Annotated in this window: 18 protein-coding genes and 1 tRNA gene; 1 reads left to right on the top strand and 18 read right to left on the bottom strand. The window is 49.3% G+C overall.

The genetic code is table 11. The features are described from left to right. Positions 1 to 57: 57 nt before the first annotated feature. A complete protein-coding gene (locus tag AB5Y73_RS07715) occupies positions 58 to 975 on the bottom strand; it encodes an IS5 family transposase (protein ID WP_107685037.1) in 918 nt (305 codons plus the stop codon). Between the two features lie 308 nt (positions 976 to 1283). Here AB5Y73_RS07715 and AB5Y73_RS07710 point away from each other — a divergent pair, with 308 nt between their 5' ends. Beyond that, entirely contained in the window at positions 1284 to 2003 is a 720-nt protein-coding gene (locus AB5Y73_RS07710) for a hypothetical protein (RefSeq protein WP_082182278.1), read from the top strand. Between the two features lie 603 nt (positions 2004 to 2606). Here AB5Y73_RS07710 and AB5Y73_RS07705 read toward each other — a convergent pair. The 17 genes from AB5Y73_RS07705 to AB5Y73_RS07625 all read right to left on the bottom strand — a co-directional run bounded on the left by AB5Y73_RS07705 (position 2607) and on the right by AB5Y73_RS07625 (position 18279). Continuing rightward, positions 2607 to 3251 carry a hypothetical protein gene (locus AB5Y73_RS07705; RefSeq protein ID WP_181497395.1) on the bottom strand — a complete coding sequence of 215 codons (645 nt, stop codon included), beginning with the start codon at positions 3249 to 3251 and terminating at the stop codon, positions 2607 to 2609. Beyond that, positions 3251 to 4150 carry a nucleotidyltransferase gene (locus AB5Y73_RS07700; RefSeq protein ID WP_181497394.1) on the bottom strand — a complete coding sequence of 300 codons (900 nt, stop codon included), beginning with the start codon at positions 4148 to 4150 and terminating at the stop codon, positions 3251 to 3253. Before AB5Y73_RS07700 ends, AB5Y73_RS07705 begins: the two co-directional genes overlap by 1 nt. 51 nt (positions 4151 to 4201) lie before the next feature. After that, positions 4202 to 4651, bottom strand: a complete 450-nt coding sequence (locus tag AB5Y73_RS07695; protein ID WP_181497393.1) for a hypothetical protein — start codon at positions 4649 to 4651, stop codon at positions 4202 to 4204. After that, positions 4648 to 5049, bottom strand: a complete 402-nt coding sequence (locus tag AB5Y73_RS07690; RefSeq protein WP_181497392.1) for a hypothetical protein — start codon at positions 5047 to 5049, stop codon at positions 4648 to 4650. Before AB5Y73_RS07690 ends, AB5Y73_RS07695 begins: the two co-directional genes overlap by 4 nt. A gap of 166 nt (positions 5050 to 5215) precedes the next feature. Beyond that, positions 5216 to 6058 carry a hypothetical protein gene (locus AB5Y73_RS07685; protein ID WP_201998293.1) on the bottom strand — a complete coding sequence of 281 codons (843 nt, stop codon included), beginning with the start codon at positions 6056 to 6058 and terminating at the stop codon, positions 5216 to 5218. A 109-nt stretch (positions 6059 to 6167) separates the two neighbouring features. Next, the gene (locus AB5Y73_RS07680; RefSeq protein ID WP_181497390.1) at positions 6168 to 6803 is read right to left on the bottom strand and encodes a hypothetical protein; all 636 of its coding nucleotides are present in this window, start codon (positions 6801 to 6803) and stop codon (positions 6168 to 6170) included. A gap of 995 nt (positions 6804 to 7798) precedes the next feature. Further along, positions 7799 to 9151: a VapE domain-containing protein gene (locus tag AB5Y73_RS07675; protein ID WP_181497389.1), complete on the bottom strand. Its 1353-nt coding sequence runs from the start codon at positions 9149 to 9151 to the stop codon at positions 7799 to 7801. A gap of 569 nt (positions 9152 to 9720) precedes the next feature. Continuing rightward, on the bottom strand, positions 9721 to 10689 hold the full coding sequence (locus tag AB5Y73_RS07670) for a site-specific integrase (protein ID WP_181497388.1): 969 nt from the start codon (positions 10687 to 10689) through the stop codon (positions 9721 to 9723). Between the two features lie 83 nt (positions 10690 to 10772). Continuing rightward, positions 10773 to 11924 (bottom strand): site-specific integrase, encoded by a 1152-nt coding sequence (locus tag AB5Y73_RS07665; RefSeq protein WP_181497387.1) that lies wholly within the window; start codon positions 11922 to 11924, stop codon positions 10773 to 10775. Between the two features lie 260 nt (positions 11925 to 12184). Next, entirely contained in the window at positions 12185 to 13468 is a 1284-nt protein-coding gene (locus AB5Y73_RS07660) for a tyrosine-type recombinase/integrase (protein WP_224969890.1), read from the bottom strand. Positions 13469 to 13552: 84 nt separating this feature from the next. After that, positions 13553 to 13640 (bottom strand) — tRNA-Ser (locus AB5Y73_RS07655). A 145-nt stretch (positions 13641 to 13785) separates the two neighbouring features. Further along, complete coding sequence (locus tag AB5Y73_RS07650; protein WP_005337196.1) at positions 13786 to 14403, bottom strand: TPM domain-containing protein; 618 nt, start codon at positions 14401 to 14403, stop codon at positions 13786 to 13788. Positions 14404 to 14423: 20 nt separating this feature from the next. Next, entirely contained in the window at positions 14424 to 15149 is a 726-nt protein-coding gene (locus AB5Y73_RS07645) for a YgcG family protein (protein ID WP_058058421.1), read from the bottom strand. Then, a complete protein-coding gene (locus AB5Y73_RS07640; RefSeq protein ID WP_181497386.1) occupies positions 15146 to 15736 on the bottom strand; it encodes a LemA family protein in 591 nt (196 codons plus the stop codon). Before AB5Y73_RS07640 ends, AB5Y73_RS07645 begins: the two co-directional genes overlap by 4 nt. An 85-nt stretch (positions 15737 to 15821) precedes the next feature. After that, positions 15822 to 16559, bottom strand: a complete 738-nt coding sequence (mepA, locus tag AB5Y73_RS07635) for a penicillin-insensitive murein endopeptidase (protein WP_181497385.1) — start codon at positions 16557 to 16559, stop codon at positions 15822 to 15824. Further along, on the bottom strand, positions 16553 to 17458 hold the full coding sequence (locus tag AB5Y73_RS07630) for an amino acid ABC transporter permease (protein ID WP_181497384.1): 906 nt from the start codon (positions 17456 to 17458) through the stop codon (positions 16553 to 16555). Before AB5Y73_RS07630 ends, mepA begins: the two co-directional genes overlap by 7 nt. Beyond that, positions 17458 to 18279: a transporter substrate-binding domain-containing protein gene (locus AB5Y73_RS07625; protein ID WP_181497383.1), complete on the bottom strand. Its 822-nt coding sequence runs from the start codon at positions 18277 to 18279 to the stop codon at positions 17458 to 17460. The genes AB5Y73_RS07630 and AB5Y73_RS07625 overlap by 1 nt, the downstream gene beginning before the upstream one ends.

Raw genomic sequence — 18279 nt, 5'->3', positions numbered from 1 at the left:
GGGCGTTGTTTCCCAAATCAGCCAGCAAGTCATGACTTCCCCAGCCCCGGGTGACCGCTACACTCGGGGCTTTCTTACAAGCAGACCAAGGGTGTTCAGTTTGTTCATCGCGCTCACATACGCCATCACTTCTCCCACTTGACCATTGTATTTTCGCAGGGTGATTTGGCCTGCCATTAACTGTTTGAACCGGAACATCGCTGTCTCTGCCTGCGAACGAAGGTGATACCCCGACATCTTTTTCCAGTGCGCCAGCCCTTCCTTGCGCATCACCTGCACCGCCTCATTTCTCGGATGGCCCTTTTTCCATAGTCCTGCGTTTTTGCGAGGCGGGATACACGCCGTCGCCCCTTTACGCGTAATCAACCGATGGCTGGCTTTGCTGTCATAGGCGCCATCCGCGTAAACACGCCCCAGCTTGCGACGCAGAGGATTGAGCAAGGTCGGCAACACCTCTGCGTCATGCACATTCTCCAGCGACACTTCTGCCGCCACGATATCGTGAGTCACCGGGTCTACCGCCAGATGTAACTTGCGCCAGACTCGACGTTTCTCAGCGCCGTGTTTTCTGACTTTCCACTCGCCTTCGCCAAACACTTTCAGACCCGTCGAGTCGATAACCAGGTCGGTAATACGCCCCTTAGGGGGCTGCCGATAGGCCACCTTCACTGTGCGTGCGCGCTTGCTGACACAGCTGTAGTCCGGGGCACACAGCGGCACATTCATCAGCTCGAACAGGGAGTCGAGTAGCCCCTGAGTGGCTCGCAGCGTGAGGCTGAAAATCCCTTTGAGCATCAGAAAGGTACAGATGCTCTGGTCGGTGTAGAGCTGGCTGCGTCCCCGTTTTCCGTGATGGACTTGGTGGAACCAGTTATCCATTGCCTCGGCATCAACCCAGAAAGTGAGAGAGCCACGGTTGATCAGAGACCTGTTGTATTGAGGCCAATTGGTGATGGGGTGAAGCGCTTTACCCATGATGCAGACTTGAGGGGGATGGTGGTGATCAGATCACTGGGTTTTCAATTAGTTCCATTCAAGCTGCATCGATTTAGGAAACAACGCCTGTATAAAGCCCTCTGGAACTTGGGGAAGAATTGATATCTGCAATGAACTTTCAACAGTTAAAAGTCCCCCCTGAAAAATAAAAAGGCTTCTAAAATCGACAAGTACGAGTAATGAAATTTCCCTTTTAAAACATAAATAGTGAAAACGCTATCTTGTTGACTTTTATTTAATTCAGAATGACAATCTAACTTCCACTTTGACGATGTAATGGACAATGTATGAGTACGGATATCAATTTCTTGTGTAAAGAGAGTCTGTTTGCGTTCATCCAAAACAAATATGATAACTTAAAGAATGATATGGGGTGGGACCTGCTTTTCTGTAGGTATGATAACATGCTATCCCCTCAGTATCCTGTCGCATTCTTTGGTATAAATCCAGGTGGTGGACCATGTGATACCAATGCAATTTCAGTGGAGTCTGAATGTGCATACTACAGTGAACCTTGGAAGGGCTGCGAGGAGGGTGAAGCACCGCTACAACAGCAGATGAGAGCCTTATATACAATAATTGGCGATGAACTGGGTGTATCATACAAACAGCTCATGGATGGCTCTCTGATGACAAACTATATTCCCGCTCGCTCACGAAATTGGCATACATTAAAAGGAAAGGATGAGTGGCTTGAACATGCTCGTGAAATATGGAATGAGCGTATAAAGCAGGTTCACTGTAAACTTTATATCGCGATATCGAAAATCGTATTTGATGAACTGGATAGCCATTTAATCAAGCATGGTTTCCAGATGGTTGAAAAAATCAATGAACAGATTGGCTGGGGGAGAGTCAGATACCAAATTCAGCGTTACGAACGGGGTGATCAAGTTTCCTTGCTTGTACGCCTCCCTCATTTGTCAACATACAAAATATTTAGTCGTCCAGCATGTCAACCATCAATAGATCGAATCAAGTGTGAAATATCTAAAACTATAAAATGATCATGTACAGGGCCTTAAGCATTGAGTTCTTTTAACATGCTCTTCAAGGTCCTGTTCCGTGTCTATTATCTCTGCTTGGTTTGGTGATCAGATCACAGAGCCCTCAGTTGGTTCCATTCAAGCTGTATTGATTTGGGAAACAACGCCTCTTTTTGCTCCTGTTGTGACAGGAAGGAACGCTTGTCGGGTGGGGCAATCACAAAAGCAAGGTAGGGGGCGTGAGCTGGCAATACGAAAAGCTCTGATGTTCCATCAGGGCTTTGCAAACCGGGGGATGAGAGCGTGGATAATCTGCCACTGCGTGGCTCTGGCTCACTTGTCGGCATAGGTGTTTGCCGGAAAGCAAAAAACCGACCCTGAGGTCGGTTTTTTTAGATTTGGCGGTGAGGGAGGGATTCGAACCCTCACTTTTGTATATCACAGCACAAATATAACCTTTATATTCAATGACTTACGCCTTTAACATCGACCATAAAAACAGCGCGATTGACTCAAGCTATTGCCATGGGTTTTCTACGCCTTTTATATAGAGAAACTCTTGAATGTCAAGAAAATGAGCAGTCTTTCAGACTATCGGAATATTGTTGTCCTTTCCTATACAACTCACATTTTCGCGAAGCTGCCGATCTCACGCTCCGCCTGCTCATATGTGTTATATAATTTCTCAACACGCCCAACCATTTTCATTCCGCCTTTAGTTGCCCTATCTGTCCAATAATGCCCCTCCAGCTCTTCAACTGGAGAACCGTGAATTTCTAGGGAAAAAGAACCATGATGAATTTCACTTCTAACACCTTGCAATTCAATTTTCGGTTCATTTCGGTAAACGCCAACAAGCTTATAAAGATCTTCATCTTCTTGCTGTTCTATACTATGGGCGACCAATACAGATCTAGACTCCTTTGTCATCAACCTCAAACTAAGAAATGTTAAAGACTGTCTAATGACTGCATATCCATATATTGGTGCTATCTCTTCACCTGTGTCAGGGTTGACCCAGCTACTTTTCAATTCAACTTTCCACGTCCCTCTTAAATCTGGTCTTTTAACATACCAGCCTTTAAATATTTTCCATGACCAAATATATTTATTAAACAAGGTGATAAGCAAAGTTATGACACCAACAACTGTACCAAATGGTTTCACAAAGTCTGATCTGAGTACAGGCATACCTTGAAACCAGAGAGCGAGTAACCAAACTGCGATAGTGAGACCAATAAACGACGAAATATGAAGTCTAGTTAGCATTATTTGTAGCCTATGTAGTCCCAAGCATCACTTATGAACTGGTGAGCACTCTCACGAGTCCACGGCTGTGATCTCCTGAAGAGATACTTAAGTTCACTCACTTCCCCCCACTCAGAGCATTTTTCATATGACAAGGTATTATTGAAAATATCTGCGAGCACATGCCTTACCATCGGTTTGAAAGATAGATATTCAAAGCATGGACTTGATGCGTTGAACACTAAGCACTCAATGAGGAAACTCGGTGCATCTTTTGCTGACTGAATACCGTTTGATGCCATCTCGTTCGATAGTTTCTTTAGTACACGAACAACTCTCTTGTATCTTCTTGATGTGGCATTATTCTTAAAAACACCATTTTGATAATGCTGCTCAGGCCAATTTTTCACTCTAGGTGGGTCGTAATCATCCGGTATCATTTCGACTCCAGAATGATAACGTGTGGAGGTAATATATCTACGATGCTCAAAAAACGCAGCCACATCTGACTCTACGCGATGTGTGTTCGCTTTTATATCAAAAGCTTTACTACCACGTGTAACCGCCGTTCTTCCAAATCTAGCTATAAGAGCCTCTTCTAGCTCACTTTTAAATTGAGCGTATTCATATGTAGCTGGAGCAAAACTTTTTGAAAGCTCCATTTTTACATTATCATCAGGATATTCAGGAAAATAGGTATCAAAACAGAGAACACCTACATCTACATCACTATCCTGCCTTACATTAACCCTGTTCCTGTAAGAGCCTTGTGTAAAAACTATGATATTTCTATTTTTTAACTTATCACTTGCCTGAATTGCTTGCTTTATTTGTCGTTCAGCATTCTCAGCTCTCTCTTGCTCAGTTGCACTTGGTCCTTGAGACCACCTTTCAAATACAGACTCCCAATCCCTACTCATAAATTGCTCCTTACTTTGAAAGGAAAGTAACGCCTAAATAATCTAATTAATTTACTTGGCTGACTGCATATTCTTGTTAGCCGCTCGTTCCAGAAATATATAGCCTTGTGTTATATGGCCACCTTGGCCTGCGGTCATATACTGTCCTTCGGCACTAAGACCTCCAGTTTTTAAAAGCAGCATTAAATTTCCAGAAATTCCATCAGGAGAACCATACACACATTGAATCATGCCATGTCTATTAATTGTTCCTTTGAAAGTAGTGATGCTGGTTTCGGTTTCAATTACACCATGTAATTCTCCAAGAAACTGCCTTTTAATAATCATCTTCCCTTTTATTACATCATAAGCACATGAAGGCCCCACACTTAAAGATAGAGTCCAAGTGCCGGTTACATCTGGATAACCCCGCTTTGATGTAAATGTTGAATATGCAAATACAAACATCGAAATAATTGCTGTTACCAATGATGCGTATATAACTAAACTATCGAATGTCATTCCGTAACCTCCGATAGTGCTACGCACAACCCACTAACAACAAGAGTTATTAAAAACATAGTTACTGACCCAGATGCAATTACGTTTAAATCATATGCCACTTGACCATTAGCAACACTTGAAACATCTGCATACCAAAGAGAGTTCAATGCTAACAAAAATATACAAGCACCACATATAATTAGTTTTATATTTCTTTTATAAGCATTACCGATAACTAATTCACCTATAGCTGCGGCCGAAATTGCGGCACCGATTAGTAGTAGCTCACCACTACCAAAAACACTTTCAATAGACAAGGCCTTCCCGGCACTTGCAATCTTTAACACATGAAAACAAATAGGAAGTAGTGCAAACATTACGCTAAAAACGCCCCACCGAATTAATTTTTCAGACATATAGAACCAGCTCTCCTACTTCCTAGTTTACTAGCAATCCACCTAACGATCATTTGGGGTTTTATCGATATTCTAGAATTATATTTTTGCTTCATAGTTTAATTGATAAAGTATTCTCTGGGGAAAGCATTTTCCTATTTAAACTAGAGTTAGCTTGTTAGAAGCTCTATTCGTACCAACTTGATGTATCGACATTTAGGCTGTCAACTTCCATCACACTGCCTAATGGGGCTTCGAACTTAACATCTATTGTTCCGAAAAATGGAAATGATGTTGCAATTATGCCCCCATCACCTCTACGAATGTCTGATCCAGAACCATATTGAAGCTCACAATCAAGATGCCCTGTTACTTTAAGTGTTAGTGATTTAGGGCCAATTCTATCAACATAAGCACCATCATGATATATGTCTTCAATATACTGGTGCGTCGATAGCTCTATAATTTCAGTAACAGATTCTGAAATTATACGTTCCAATAGATTTCTATCTATTTCATCGATTAACATACCTAGTATTTCATTTCGTGTTTCAGATATTTTTTCCACAAATCTCAAAGTGACTTCTAAGCACTCTGTAGACAATTTTTCTACTTCTGATTCACTGATGTCGAATGTGTGTGACTCAATATGAGTATAGCCACTGAGTAGCTTTATAATAGAAAGAAGCTCTCTAATCACATCATCTATTTCATCAATTTTAAGCTTTTTGGTCACGTAAAAATCGGATAGTCCACCTTGGATCGCATATTTTAACCGATGCTGTCTGGTATATCCTGTTGAAGAAGTGGGATCAGGTTTAAACCAGTCGCATTGAGATATATCTCCATCAGGAGATAATCGGTGTAAAACATGACGCAACAGCTCTCTCAATGAATATGCAAAATTATTGAATCTTAATGGATTTGGAACGTTTAAATTACTGAATGCGGCGTTAAGTAATGCTTTCTCGAAACCATCCGTGAAAAGACCAGAAATGCGTTCTTTATAATTGACTTCTAAATTATTCAAATTTTTCTCCCTAACATTACCATAAGCCACAATCACCAACGCGTTTGCGACTTTGCTGATGCCCACTCCAAACCTAAAAATTACAACAGAAAGGTAGCTTTACTATGAATTATTTTAACTGTGGCACACCATTTATATTTTTAAACCACTTATTTATGGATGATATTTGCTTGTCATAAACTTTCCCTTTTGAGAGAATGGTCTTTCTGACACCTTTTAGAAAATCAGTTTTTTCTGGCGGCAGCTTCTCGATGGCTACATCAATCCAAAACAAACAATTATATGTTCGTTGGAGTGAGTGTGGACTGAGGTTATCAGGGGCTCTAGCTGCAATATTATTTACATGACGCACGTCGGCTTCTGAAAGCTCTGTGGAGCAATATTTTTCATAATAATTTTTCAATACTGAGTATGAGCAGTTAAGTTCAGAAACAAGCTTCAGCTCTCTTAACAAAAGGTATTCTATTGCATTTTTTTCTGGGTTAACTTCGGACGTTCCACCTTGTCCACCGGAACCACTACATTCTCTATCATTTGCTGATAATGTAAATTTGGTTAAGTCAGGAACTCCAACCGTTGAGCCTTCCCCTGCTTTATTTTTAGCGCATGTAGGTCCTGCATAAAATAACTTCCCAGTCTCTAAATCTTTTAAGACATAGGCCTTAAGAGAACTTAAATACTGTGGGCAGAAATCACACTTCCGAGTGGTATCTGTCAGATCTCGTCTCATCACTTGATACGGCACACTACCTCCTTAAGGGCATAACACTTACTAAAGGGCGACCGCTGTACAGTATGATAAACTATCCACCTAACAGTTATCACAAGTTACACGACTCCTTTGTTAACCATCAGCTGGCAAGAGGTGCTGGGCTCCGCTCCGAGAACTGTGCAAGAACAACGAGACCATTCGGACATACGCAGCACATTATCCACCTTTAGGTAAAGCTACCGCACACTGGCTCACCACTCCAGTCTGCGGTATTGCAATCGATTCTCTGTGCCCATGCTTCCTTTGGGCAGAGTGTGTTTGACCTGCACCACGGCTCAATCGACGATACCACTAGCCGGTTGAGACAATGAAACGAGTAATCTATAACGCTGAGCTCACTTGGGCCTTACCCATGATTTATTCAACACTATCATGCTTTTACAACCATGAACATGAGCTATATCACGACTAAAACCAATATTATCAATGAAACGGCTTGGTTGCTTGGCATGACTCGTGCGGACTGATAATCACCAACAAGGGCGCAGAAGGGGTGATATGGCTAATCTGCCGTTGAGCACTCAACGGCAATAAGAAAATCAGATTCTACCCAGTTTACGTTTTATAGCCTCTACGACCTAATTCACCAGCCGAGTTGTGGTAGTGATCAGCATTCTTTATTGGATGTCATGGGTTATTTTGGTTAGATGCAGGTTAAGCGAGTGAATCCCCTCTTAATCAGCCTCAAACCCTTGCCATGACTGCGTTTGAGGTAATGATGGTTAAGCTGAGTAAGTGAAGTTGCTATGAAGCGTGGTGAGTGCTGGATGGGCTCTTATCAAGGTTTACTCAGTGTTTATATATAAATCACCTTAATCAATTAACCAAAAACCACTGTAGGTCAGTAATGGCGAGGGTTTGAGGCTGGTTAAGAAGCTAGAAAAACCACTTAACATGCACTTAACCAATTAATCATTTGCCCAATAGACGGGCAGAAAAAGCCCCGCCTTATCGGCAGGGCTTAAGAGTCACTTGTCGGCTTTGCCCTTCTCTTTGGGGCTATCGACGGGCAGCAGGTACTCGGTCCTATTAGAACGCACCCTGCGGCTCTGGAGCTTGCCCTCGCTCGCGAGCAACCGGAGTGCCTTACCCCAACTACTCGCCATGCTCAGCCTCTCACCGTGGCGGGCGCACAGCTCGCTCGCCGTGAGCCATTCAGATGAGGCCAGTGGACGCGATAGATGGTGGTGGTAAATAACCTCATAATATGGACCCTTGTCTGTGTGAGCATCGTTTTCCGATGCAGCTAGTGCAGCTGTTGCATCATCCAGAAACCACGTTGCTCCTGACTCATAGCGCTCCCTTACCTCCAGCCAAAACTGGCGCAGTTGCTCAGGGTCTGTCTGGGACAAACGGCCTGCACTCCAGCTCCAGCCCAGGACCGTATTGAGGCGCTCAACATCAGCTGCCGCAGCCAACTCGATAACAGCAAATCTGGAGTTACCGGTTGTATCCTTGAGAAAATCCGTCCCGTTGACCGTGGCAATATAGGAAGTCTGGCGCTTTTTGGTGGTCATGCTGCGGGCATAGGGTAGGCGATAGCTGTCGTTCTCTCGGGTCAAAAAAGCCTTGAGGCTACCCGCCTCATGTCGGGTCGTACTCTCAAGCTCAGCCAGCTCCACAACCCATGCAGACACTGCGCGACGAACATCATCAGGCTTGTCTGGATTGATGGCACAATCAAGGGTCGAACCTTGCACCACAGTAGCCAGACGGCTCACCCAGGCGCTTTTTCGATAGGACTGTGCCCCCACCAACACAGGCACCAATTTCGAGTACCAGCGCGGTTGATAGAGTGCAGCGACACACCCAACCAGCCATGCATGTAACACCGCACTCGCATAGACGGGATTAGCAGGATTGAGGGTAGCAATCACCGCATCGATGCGCGGTTTCCCATCCCACGGTGCCACACGTTCGAGCCACTGACGCACAGGGTGATAACTGTGGCGCTCACAAATTGCGATCAGGTGCTCCTCAATCACGGCATCCGGCACACCTGCCAACTGGCAGGCATCAACCAGCGCGGATCGCTGACCCGCCTCAGAGCCTCCCAGACGCTCACCATCCGCATCAGCCAGTTCTGCCTCACCCGTCATCAGGTTGTAGCGTGGCTCCCAACCGTTGAATGTGATAAGAGCAAACAAATTCGAGCTGGTTTTGATGGGGCGGCCAGTAGGGCTCATATCCGGCAGAGTCAGCAGTTTACCCTGCATCACCGACCTGACAGCCTGCTGCACCTGTTGTGTGGCAGCACCGTCCTTCTGACCGTCATATGACGGAATATCATACCCCGCTGTTTTGTTTTTATTATTTTTCATTTTTATTATCCTCGGTGTTATCACCTGATTGTTGTTATATATAACCTCTGCCATTATCTACTTTTTAATTGAGTGGGGTAGTTAAAACATACATGGCTCCACTCAATTAAATTCAAACCGTTTTTATGAATGGTATTGCGCCATCAATATGGGATGACCGTCACCGAGATATAGGCGTCAAGGTTGTTCCTCCTCGTCCCGAGTCAGACTCCACCTTGACCCCTATACCCGCCTCCTTCGTCATCCCATATTGACCGCTTCATACCATCCATAAAAAAGGGTTCTCCACCCCACTCCGGTCGCTGCGCAACCTACGGGGGTTCCGGTCTCGTAACCTCGACACACCCCCATACTTACGTGCGTAAGTATGGTTTTCAACAGCCGTGCTTACGGTGTGTTTTAAATCATACTTACGGTTGTATTCTTTGCGTACTTTCGACTCTTTTCATGGCGCACTTACGTGCGCATCCGTAAGCGCTACATGTTATATTTTTCACGCCAATGAAGACCATCATTAGGTGTTTATATGTCCGAGCATGACTATTTTTGATGAGTGAAGATTGAGAATATTACCGCGAGAAACCATCATCTTTTGATTTGTCTCTATTTATAAATGCAGCCATTCCTTTCCGCTTAACATTTGATTCCTCACTTGGCTCGACCACCATTATTGGTGTATTTGGCTGGATATAGCTTTTATTATCCGCAGACGGCACGCTGTGAGTCACTCTAATGTGGCTCAGGTCAGCATCAGCAGGACAACTCGGTAAACGTCCTCCTCTTGCTGATTTTCGATTTCCGTAACGATTAACTGAGGCTGTGGCCTGATGTCCCATCAAATAGGCAATTTGTACACGGTCCATTCCGGAGGCTTTGAGCTCTGAACCCAATTGATGACGCCAACTATAAAATGTAGGGAGATGATTGCGCTTCGGCCATAAATTTTTTCCTGCAATGCGAAGTTTATCTTGCAACGATTTAATATTGGCGAACTGTGCTTCTCTGACTATTGAGCTTAACCAGCGAGGGTCAACGCCTTCAAATTGCAGAGTCCTGTCTGCACCACGAATACCATCATGGCTCTTTTTTGCCCCAACAATACGTACTTTATCGCCATTTACTGTAATGTCAGCAAGTTCAGCGGGCCTGATGCCCATGTAGGAAAATAGTATTATCGCAGCAACCATTCTTATATCATCCCGCGCTTTGAAATAATCGATCAGCGCGGTTTGGTCAGCAGGATTGATGCTCTTAACCCTGTTCTGCTTTTTCTTAACTGGAGTATTGCTACCTTGAGCCGTGACTGGATTACGTAATCCCATAATGCGCTCAGCGGCCTCGACATAACCCAGATTTTTTTGATGATAGACAAGTGCTCCACGCAGGCGACGCCAGTAGTCAGGACGATATTCAGGCGCGCAGGCCAACAGCTCATCTGAAATGTTTTTAGCTGTAACCTTGATGTTTTTTCTTTCAAGGCGAAGATAGAAATGTTTTGCTAACCTTTCGTATTCTAGTTTTGTTTTTTCTGTAGCCATTTTTATTCCTTAGGCTCTTAACGGCCCTTATTTAACGTATTATCGAATCAATAATATATCGATATGAATCACAGTAGTTATCGCTAATCTGATTGAGAATGCGGTTCACCAACATGTATGTTTTTCATTGATTGAGCAACCAGCCCTAATAAATATTGCTGAATTTGTGGGTCGGCAATTAATTTAGTCATGTCCAGTTCTGAGTTGTTGGCCGGAACCAAAGCCTGCATCTCATTAAGGCGGAAACAACGAGCAAGAGCGTTTTCGGCTAATGTTTTGAAATCCGCAGCATCCTCAACTAACCATTTTCCATAATGACGCCTGATCATTGCGGTACTTGTATGCCCCATCTGTTTGGCAATCCATTCGATATTAACACCTGCGGACAACAGTTGACTGGCATAGGTATGTCTAAATTGTGATGGCCCTCGGTAGGCAACCCCCGCTGTGGCACAAAACGGCTCAAAAAAATCCTCTCTGAATTCATCGACGCTGGTGTATTGACGTCGCTTATCCGGATAATAGGCTAATAAAGTCCGGCGCAGTTTGATCCGTGTACGATTGTCAGCACACATGACCGAAATCGCTTTCTCTTTGCGATGCCTAGCATGCTCCAGAAGAGTGCGTAGTGCCTGCACTGCGGGGACAGTCAACTCGACTGTTCGGCAGGAGCTTTTGGTTTTAGGCGTTTTATAGCAACCATCTACCAAGGCCAGATCAACACGCAGTGTGCGTTTATCCAGGTCGATAGCCTCACGGCTAATTGCCAACAATTCGCTGATCCGCAGTCCAGTGGAAATACCAACCTGGATTATTGCTGCACCAATAGGGTTGATATGTTGATGTGCAATAAATAACTGGATCTCTGATTGCAAGAATGGCTGAGGCTCGACCACCTCAAATCGACAATTTTTAACATGACACATCGGATTGATTTTTATAATGCCATCTCGATAGGCCCTGTTAAATACCTGTCGCATAATGTCAATATACTGATTGACCGTGTTGCCTTTGAGGCGTTTTAGTAGTTTGGCAATATACATTTCGATGTCAGTTGCATTAATGTCAATCAGCTTCTTTTTTCCCCATTTACGGATAAGCTGCATGGACTTTCTACACAAAATATCATGGGTTGCGTCTGATACCTGTCGGTATTTTATGTTCAGGTGTTCCTCTACTGCGGTTTTGAACGTTTTTTCACGAGGATCTGATTTTAGATTTTTGTTGTTTTTCATGTGCGCTCTGTTTTTATTATTATAATTTCGCGCAGGATTACACTCAGTAAAAACCAAGTCAAATAAAAAGTGAAACCTAACAAAAACTAATTTAATGTCAACCTTCAATATATTTGAAATAAATAAATTGTCAAATTAATGACCAGTAACATCAGAAGCCAGTCACGCTATTTTAATGATGAAAATCAACATGTTACCTTGCCAGGCAAGCACGTGAGTGGGTATACCTCACCCACTCAAATGCCTATTTCGCCTGATATTCAAAAATCGACTAAATCGCTGGGGATTGACTCGATTTTTTCTCGCAGCAACGCGATACCTAGTCGCTTGCCGTAGCGCCCAAACGTGAGCCCCTTTTTGCTATGACCCACCAATTCCGCCACGATGTGCTCAGCCACATCGGCCTGTTGCAACTCATCGATAAAGGTATGCCGCAGCCCGTAAATGGTGGGGCGGCCTTTGCCGATGATACCTGCATCATTGAGATGACGCTGAAAGCGACACACAAGGTTATGTGACCAATCGTCATCCTTGCCTGACGGTTTGTCATCGAACAGGAACGTCTGCCCTTGGTGGCGACGATGGGACACATAGTCCAGGAATTGGTGCGCAATCAGCGCATGGTGCAGTGGAATTGTGCGATAGGCGTTGCTGGTCTTGAGGGCTTGACCGACTTCACCGGCCTCCACCACCAGACACCAGATGCCGTCTACCTGTTTGATGTTTTGGGTTTTTAGCTGACAAGCCTCGGAGGGCCGCAGTCCGCCATACAGACACAGCAGCGGCACCCACCAATCCTGGATTTTCAGTCTTTTGCCCTTTTGAGCTTGTTTGCTGCGCAGGCTCGCAAACAGTTGGGCCAGTTGAGGGCGCTGCCAGCGGATGCGCTCCTCATCGGTTCGTCGCGTGACGGGTTTCTTACCGGCGGTGAGTCCGTCGAACGGGTTGCGCGCGCAATATTCCAAGGCCACACACCAGCGGAAGAACTGTTTGAGTGCGGCTAAGTAATCCCCTTTGGTTTTGAAACTGAGCTCAGATTTGCGCAATAGGGCATTACGGTACGTCTGTGCCAATGCGGGCGTCACCTCATCGATTTTGACGCCTTTGGCCCAGGTGACGAAGGCGTTGATCCGAAGTTGGAGCTGGCCCATCGTCTTGTGCTGGATCCCCTCACTGGCTTTAGTCTCGATGAATCTCGCCAGTGCATGGCTGAGCGTGATCCCACTGCTAGGGCAAGCTGAGGCATTAACAGAAGGTTCACGAGGTGTGGAAGGTGTTTGAGGAGGAATGAACCCCGCTGCCTTGAACGCGTCTAGATCGGCGCGGATCCAGCGATAGAAACTGCGGGGAGCCGTATCGGCAGGGGTAGCCGCGATAAGTGCGCGAGTACGAGCTGCCACAGCCAGGTTTCGGTCTACTGCGAGCTGACGATCTTTGGTACACAGGGAGGTGCGAATGGCAAATGGAAGGCCTCTGTCACGCAAAACCTTGGGGAGTGGGAGGCGAGTGTAGTAGGTGCCGGAGGCATTTTTACTCAGATACATGATTGTTCCACCTAGTTGATCCAGGAAAAAAATCACGTAAGTCTAGAAATGAAAAAAACCCGTTGAAATTCAACGGGTTATATTTGGCGGTGAGGGAGGGATTCGAACCCTCGATACGTTGCCGTATACACACTTTCCAGGCGTGCTCCTTCAGCCACTCGGACACCTCACCAAATTTTCGTTCGCTGCGCTGTTGCGCTGGAACGGTGCGTAATTTAGGGGAAAGGGCTGTGTGGGTCAACCTATTTTCCCCTTATTTTTCATAATCTTTTCCGAATGCCTAACCCTTGCGCAGAATGCCGGTTTTTTAAACCGGTTCAGGGCTTGTCGAGGATGATCAGACTGTCCGGCAGCTCGTTTTGATCCCGGGTGGCCGGGAAGGCGTCGGTCAGAATGGCGCTAACGCGCTCTACGCACTCCAGAAAACCCTGTTCGATCTCCTTGTTGCGCACTCGTGCCACGAAGTCGTCGATGATCTCCTGCCACTGGCCATTGTCGATATGCTGGGCGATGCCGTCATCCACCAGTATTTCTACATAGTGCTCGGCGGCCGAGACGAAGATCAGCACCCCGAGCCGGTCGCGGGTGCGGTGCAGCCCTTGCTCGACAAATTGCAGGCGAGCCATCAGCGCAGCCCGGTGCTGGCGAACCTTCTTCGGGATGAGCCGCATCTTGATGGGGGTCCAGTGGAACAGCAGGCTCAGCAGCAGCCAGACCGACCACTGCACCAGCAGGATTTCGTACCAGCCGAGCCAGAAGCCGAGCTGGAACACTAGCAGCGGGGTGAGCATCGCCAGCAGCGCCGCCCAGAGGGTGGGAATGTAGCGATAGCCATCGCTGGCCGGGGCCAGCACGGTGACCAGTTCAGCATCAGTCTCTAGCTCCGCTTCGCGCACCTTGGCCTGAAGCGTGTGGAAGAACTGTTTAGAAATCATGATTTGTCTCTTTACTCCTGTTACCAGCCACCGGAGGCTCCGCCGCCGCCAAAACTGCCGCCGCCACCGCTGAATCCGCCGCCGGAGCGACCACCAAAGGAGCCGGCACCCAATCCACCAGCCATGTAGGTCGACCGACGTCGTCCTCCCGGCCCACCGCCACCACCCCCGCGCAGGTTGTGGAGCACGATCATTGCAATCACCACCAGAATAAACAGCCAGGGGCCGCCACCGTTGTCACTCTTTGGCTGCTCGACCGGCTGATATTCCCCGGCGAGTGCCTTCATGATGCTCTGGCTGCCCGCCATGATCCCGGCCACCATATCGCCGCGCTTGAAGGCGGGCAGGATGCGGCCATGGATGATGTTGGCGGCGATGGCGTCGGGCAGGGCGCCTTCCAATCCATAGCCTACCTCGATCCGCACCTTGCGCTCATCCTGGGCGATCAGCAACAACACGCCATTGTTTTTGCCTTTCTGGCCGATCCCCCAGTGGCGACCGAGCTGGTAGCCGTACTCCTCGATGGTCTCCCCATCGAGGCTGTCGACGGAGACCACCACCAGCTGGATGCCGCTGCGCTTTTCAAAGGCGGCCAGCTGTTGGGTCAGTTGATGGGCCTGTTTGCGGGACATCAGACTGGCTTCATCCACCACCCGTCCGCTCAGCGTCGGGAAGTCGGGTGCCGCTTGCAGGGCAGTGGCCCAGAGCAGCAGACAGGGAAGAAACCAGCGCAGCATCATCTTCATTGGAAGCTGACCTTGGGCGCCTCATCGGCACCGGGTTTGGCACTGAAACTGGGTTTGGCCTCCAGATCCGAGTAGAGCAGCTTGGACCAGATAACGCCGGGGAAAGTGCGGATCTCGGTGTTGAACTGGCGCACCGCCTCGATATAGTCGCGGCGAGCCACCGAGATGCGGTTCTCGGTTCCTTCCAATTGGGCCTGCAGGGCAAGGAACTGCTGATCCGCTTTCAGCTCGGGGTAGCGCTCTACCACCACCATCAGGCGAGAGAGGGCGCTGGAGAGCTGGTTCTGCGCCGCTTCAAACTCCTTGAGCTGGGCAGGATCGCTCACCTGCACGCTGCCGACCCGGGCACGGGCATCGGTGACCGCCTTTAGGGTCTCCTGCTCATGGCTGGCGTAGCCCTTGACGGTGGCGACCAGATTGGGAATGAGATCGGCACGGCGCTGATACTGGTTCTCCACCTGCCCCCAGCTCGCCTTGACCTGCTCATCCAGGGTCGGAATATTGTTCATGCCGCAGCCGGTCAGGCCGATCAGCAGGGTCAGGGTCAACAGGCTCTGCGTGGTTCTGCGCCAGAGTGATGTGGCCATCTTGTTGTTCTCCTTTGATATTTCGAGTCGATAGTGCGCCATGGATGGTGTACGACCAAGAGTGCACCACCATACCAGCTTGGGGTCAGTTGCCACAACGCGCAGGTAGTTCGGGTCGCTTGATGATGCCGGAGACCTTGGGCAGTTGGGGCTTGTCTTTGAGCCAGGAGGCCAGCTCTTCCCCGCAGCCATTGCCGGGCGGAATGGGGGCCTGAGGTTCGCAATCGGGGCTGCCCACCGGGCAGCGCAGCCTCACGTGGAAGTGGCTGAAGTGGCCCACCCAGGGGCGCAGCTTGGCGACCCAGGGTTCGTTACCAGCCTGTTGGCAGACCGCGGATTTGATCACCGGATTGACGAAGATGCGGGCCACCTCGGGCTTGCTGGCCGCCAGCCGCAGCAGGGTGAGCTGCTGTGGGCCAAAGCGCCCCGGCAACATCTTGTAGCTGGGTTCGTCGATCAGTGCCCACTCCTTGGGGGCATCCTGCTCCCATTTGCTGATGGGGCGGTTGGCCATGCGAAACCAGATATCGGCATCAAGGCCAGTCTGGTGGCTGCGATGGCCGGAGGTAAAGGGGCCGCCACGGGCCATCGCCAGATCGGCGATATAGAGATCCGGCAGCCCGGCCATGCGGGTCTGGTTGGCCAGCGCTTGCAGATAGTGGATGAGGTCGGGGTGGCCGTAGTAGCGCAGCCGCTTGGTGCGGATCACCTGATAACCCGGCCCTTCGAGGGGCAGGGATACGCCGTTTTTCAGGCAACCGGCGGCATAACCGCCGATGGCTTCTGCTTGCAACACGGTCGCCAGCAACAGGGACGTCAGCATGAGCGTGCTCCTTGTCTTGCTTCGAGTCGGCTCAGTAATACGAACAGACTCAAACATATAGATAAATAGGCTGCGGCTACCAGCAGCCAGATCTCGTAGACCAGTCCGCTGGAGTTGGCCATCTCGGTACCGACGAAGGTGAGCTCCTGCACCGAGATAAGGGAAACGATGGCGGTATCCTTCACCAGCGCGATGAGCTGACCGGTGAGGGGGGGCAACATCAGCAGCATGGCCTGCGGCAGGATCACATGGCGCAGCCGCACCCAGGGGGAGAGCCCGAGGCTCTGCGCCGCCTCCCACTGGCCACGGGGGATGGCGGCCAGCCCGGCGCGGACGATCTCGGCGACGAAGGCGGCGCTGATCATGCCAACGCAGAGGGTGCCTGAGATGAGGTTCTCCCAGCGGGCAGGTGGGCCAAACAGCGCCTCTTGCCACGGGGAGAGCGATACGGTGCCGAGCCAGCGGGAGAGGCCGCTCGCAGGCAGCAGCTGGTTGGCGATAAAGAAGTAGAAGATGAAGATAAAGACCAGCGGCGGCAGATTGCGGATCAGCTGGATAAACAGGGTCGCGGGCATCACCAGCCAGGGTCGGCGGCTGAAGGCGGCTACCCCCAGCGCAGTGCCGAGCAGCAGCGCCAGCACCATGCCGAGCAGGGCGATGCGCAAGGTAGTGAGCAGACCGCTGAAAAAGTAGGGCAACTCGCCGTGAGGGCCTGGGGTGAACAGCAGATCGAAGGCCTCATGCCAGCGCCACTGATAGGCCACCCCGATGTGCAAGCGGCTGGCCAGCCAGAGGCCAGCCAGCAGCAGGATCAGGGCGATCGCACCATCCAGCCAGTTGATGTTCCGACATGCCCCACGGACGATGCGCCGGATGGTCTGTTTTAGAGCAATCAGCATCAGGGATTGGCGACCTGCGCTTCCCACGCCAGCGACTTGAACCAGTAGTCATGGCGCGCTTTGAGCCAGCCATCGGCCTGACGGGCTGCGATCCACTCGTTGAACTGCTCAGCCAGGGCATCATCCCCCTTGCGCAGGGCAAAGCCTTCATCGCCTTGTGCCAACGGCTCGGCAAACGGCATAAAGAGGGCATCGGGGTGGCGCAGCGCCTCTTGCTCGGGTTTCGGGGAAGAGGAGAGGGCGCCGTGGGCGCGGCCGTTCAGCACTTCCTGAAATACCTGTGACTCGTCATCAAACTGGCGCAAGGTGGCCTTGGGGAAGTGTTCTTTTGCCACCTGTACCGGTGAGGCGCCACGACGTACCGCCAGGATCACCCCGCGTTGGTTGAAGTCCGCCACGGTTTTCTTCTCTTTGGCCATGGCGCTGGAGGCGGCCAGCTGCACCCCCGAGTGGGAGTAGGCCTGGGTGAAGCGCACGCTCTTCTCCCGCTCGGGGGTGATGGTGAGGCCGCCGATGATGACGTCATATTTTTTCGCCAACAGGGAGGGGATGATGCCATCCCAGGCGGTAGGCACGAACTCTACCTGCCAGCCGTGATCTGTGGCGAGGCGACGGGCCACGTCAATCTCGAAACCGATCAGGGCCCCCTGCTTGTCGCGCATTGCCCAGGGGGCGAAGGTGGACATGCCGACCCGCAGGGTACCGCTCTGCTCGATCTGCGCCTGGGTGTCGGAGGGGGCAGTTTGTGCCAGTGCCGGAGTGAGCAGGCTTGCCAGCAGCAGGGCAGCGCCCGACAGGGTGGTCTTGAATGACAGATTCAT

Origin of the sequence: Aeromonas sp. s7(2024) (genome assembly GCF_040907825.1) — a bacterium.
GTDB lineage: Bacteria > Pseudomonadota > Gammaproteobacteria > Enterobacterales > Aeromonadaceae > Aeromonas > Aeromonas veronii.
The sequence above is the reverse complement of the archived record's forward strand: the minus strand, read 5'-3'. Positions and strand labels throughout refer to the sequence as shown.

What these genes read in the sequence shown, in the direction of transcription:
- AB5Y73_RS07715 (WP_107685037.1), bottom strand. Translation starts at nt 975, where the DNA reads ATGGGTAAAGCGCTTCACCCCATCACCAATTGGCCTCAATACAACAGG.
- AB5Y73_RS07710 (WP_082182278.1), top strand. Translation starts at nt 1,284, where the DNA reads ATGAGTACGGATATCAATTTCTTGTGTAAAGAGAGTCTGTTTGCGTTC.
- AB5Y73_RS07705 (WP_181497395.1), bottom strand. Translation starts at nt 3,251, where the DNA reads ATGCTAACTAGACTTCATATTTCGTCGTTTATTGGTCTCACTATCGCA.
- AB5Y73_RS07700 (WP_181497394.1), bottom strand. Translation starts at nt 4,150, where the DNA reads ATGAGTAGGGATTGGGAGTCTGTATTTGAAAGGTGGTCTCAAGGACCA.
- AB5Y73_RS07695 (WP_181497393.1), bottom strand. Translation starts at nt 4,651, where the DNA reads ATGACATTCGATAGTTTAGTTATATACGCATCATTGGTAACAGCAATT.
- AB5Y73_RS07690 (WP_181497392.1), bottom strand. Translation starts at nt 5,049, where the DNA reads ATGTCTGAAAAATTAATTCGGTGGGGCGTTTTTAGCGTAATGTTTGCA.
- AB5Y73_RS07675 (WP_181497389.1), bottom strand. Translation starts at nt 9,151, where the DNA reads ATGAAAAATAATAAAAACAAAACAGCGGGGTATGATATTCCGTCATAT.
- AB5Y73_RS07670 (WP_181497388.1), bottom strand. Translation starts at nt 10,689, where the DNA reads ATGGCTACAGAAAAAACAAAACTAGAATACGAAAGGTTAGCAAAACAT.
- AB5Y73_RS07665 (WP_181497387.1), bottom strand. Translation starts at nt 11,924, where the DNA reads ATGAAAAACAACAAAAATCTAAAATCAGATCCTCGTGAAAAAACGTTC.
- AB5Y73_RS07660 (WP_224969890.1), bottom strand. Translation starts at nt 13,468, where the DNA reads ATGTATCTGAGTAAAAATGCCTCCGGCACCTACTACACTCGCCTCCCA.
- AB5Y73_RS07650 (WP_005337196.1), bottom strand. Translation starts at nt 14,403, where the DNA reads ATGATTTCTAAACAGTTCTTCCACACGCTTCAGGCCAAGGTGCGCGAA.
- AB5Y73_RS07645 (WP_058058421.1), bottom strand. Translation starts at nt 15,149, where the DNA reads ATGAAGATGATGCTGCGCTGGTTTCTTCCCTGTCTGCTGCTCTGGGCC.
- AB5Y73_RS07640 (WP_181497386.1), bottom strand. Translation starts at nt 15,736, where the DNA reads ATGGCCACATCACTCTGGCGCAGAACCACGCAGAGCCTGTTGACCCTG.
- mepA (WP_181497385.1), bottom strand. Translation starts at nt 16,559, where the DNA reads ATGCTGACGTCCCTGTTGCTGGCGACCGTGTTGCAAGCAGAAGCCATC.
- AB5Y73_RS07630 (WP_181497384.1), bottom strand. Translation starts at nt 17,458, where the DNA reads ATGCTGATTGCTCTAAAACAGACCATCCGGCGCATCGTCCGTGGGGCA.
- AB5Y73_RS07625 (WP_181497383.1), bottom strand. Translation starts at nt 18,279, where the DNA reads ATGAATCTGTCATTCAAGACCACCCTGTCGGGCGCTGCCCTGCTGCTG.